The 2,053-nt window shown below is 46.5% G+C and carries 2 protein-coding genes; both read right to left on the reverse strand.

The genetic code is table 11. From position 1 onward, the window contains the following. Positions 1-729 (reverse strand): IS21-like element helper ATPase IstB (gene istB, locus OLM33_10035; protein MCW1713989.1); only part of this gene is annotated, 729 nt, incomplete at its 3' end. Next, a complete protein-coding gene (istA, locus tag OLM33_10040; protein ID MCW1713990.1) occupies positions 730-1,947 on the reverse strand; it encodes an IS21 family transposase in 1,218 nt (405 codons plus the stop codon). Positions 1,948-2,053: the final 106 nt, after the last annotated feature.

The following is a 2,053-nucleotide window of genomic DNA, read 5'->3' on the forward strand; positions in this document are numbered from 1 at the left end:
CCTTCCTCTTAGTCGATATGTTTCACCGCGTATGTTAATAACATGAGCGTGATGCAGCAGGCGGTCAAGCATTGCCGTAGCTATAACCGGATCACTCATCAACTCTCCCCAGCCAGCAAAGTGTTTGTTGCTGGTAAGAATTATGCTTCCTGTCTCATACCGTGAAGATACTATCCTAAATAGTATTTCTGCCGCCTGCCTGTCAAGCTGCATATATCCTACCTCATCAATCACAAGTATGTCGGGACGAAGGAAGGTTTTTAATTTACGTTCCAGCTTGTCAGCCATGATCACTTTTTTCATATCGGCGATCAGTCTGGGCAACGTAGTATAGTAAACAGTCATGCCCCCTCGCAGGGCCTCTATGGACAGAGCTACGGACAGATGTGTTTTACCAACGCCCGGTGGCCCTAAAAGTATCACGTTCTCTTTCCGTGCAGCGAATGCGAGCGTCGACAGTTCTTTTATCTGTCTGGGATCTATGCTCGGCTGGAATGAGAAGTCAAACTCCTGTATTGTCTTGTGGTGAGGCAGTCTGGATAGCTTTATCCTTGTCTCCTCACTTCGCCTTTTTCTCTCCTCTTTTTCACAATTCAGCAGCCCCGTAAGAAACGTGAGATATGTAGTCTCCTCTTTGACCGCCGTTTCCAGGTGAGCATCCAGAAGATCTGCGGCTGTCTTGATGCCCATTTCCAAAAGCAGTTCTCTGGCCTGTTCAAGCTCCAGCATTTACATTACCCCCGCCGCCTGGTCATAAATCGACAGAGGGCGCGTCTCAACCGAAATGTCTCGTACTTTATATGCATATGACAAAGGGGCAGCTATGCCGTTTCTTTCTGTGAGACCTTCGTATTGCCCTTTGAGCCATACTATCCTGCCTGAGGTATATTCAACTTTATGCTGTACAATGCGGACGTTTCCATCGTAGGCTTCAAAGTATTCTCCTAATATTCTTACTCTCAGTTCCCGGCCGCTGTAGCACCATGGGATCCCGTACATGGCACCGTCATAACTTATAAATCCGTCGCGTGTGACTTTTCTTACCTCCCAACGATATTTATCTCTCGTTTCTTGAGACGGAAGTGCCAGCAGAGGTTCTTTCATCAGGCTCTCAAGAGGGATCTCTCCTGTTGTGCCGTGCCTTTTGCTGTCAGCTTTCTGACACCATGCAATTGCATGACGGTTGAGATCTTCAGCATCTGTAAAGGTCCTCCCGGGGAGAAAATTGTCTTTGACATAGTCAACGAGCCTTTCAACTTTCCCTTTTGTCTGAGGCCTCTTAGGCCGGCATACCTTGGGTATAAATCCCATGTCAGATGCAAAATCCTCAAACCGTTTGTTCCATAGAGGCTTGCCTGCTTCGCTGCCGTCGATCACCGTCTTCATCCTGTCGGTCAAAACAATCTCAGGGACACCGTCAAAGTATTCAAATGCGTTTACTATGCAGCGAAGAAGGCTGTAGAAGTCGCATCTCTTTGTAAATTCAAGGTATTTGGTTCTGGAACTGCCAAGGATCATCATAAATGCCGGCGCTTTATGGACTATTCCTTTTTCATCTATGTAATGCACTATGCCCCAGTCCATTTGAGCCTGTTTCCCGGGAAGCGTTTCATAGCGCCTTACCGCTGGAGTATTCCTTGGCGGTCGCTTATCCTGGACATAATCTTTGATTATTGTTATCCCACCATCATAACCGGCATCCTGAATACGCTCCATTATTACTACGCAGTTGAAAATACCACGGGACATCAAAGTGTTGACCTGTAACTTGTATGGGTCTAATTTCGACGGACATTTCCTCTTCTTCAAACCATGATCTTCAGGTACATCTTTGATATATTTCTTCGCAGTGTTCTTGGATATGCCCAATTTCTTCCCTATTGCGTACGCTGTTTGACCAGATTGTGCTTCCTGTCTTATCATCAGTATTAGCCCACTCCTTATCATTTTCGCTACCTCCTTGGTGATCTTCACAATCCCAATGGTAGCTATATGGTCGGGGTGGGTCAATTTCTTTCCGGCGATTAGGGTCAATTATAGTCCGGCGGTGACA

The organism is Synergistaceae bacterium DZ-S4, assembly GCA_025943965.1.
Classification (GTDB): Bacteria; Synergistota; Synergistia; order Synergistales; family Synergistaceae; genus Caenicola; species Caenicola nitritireducens.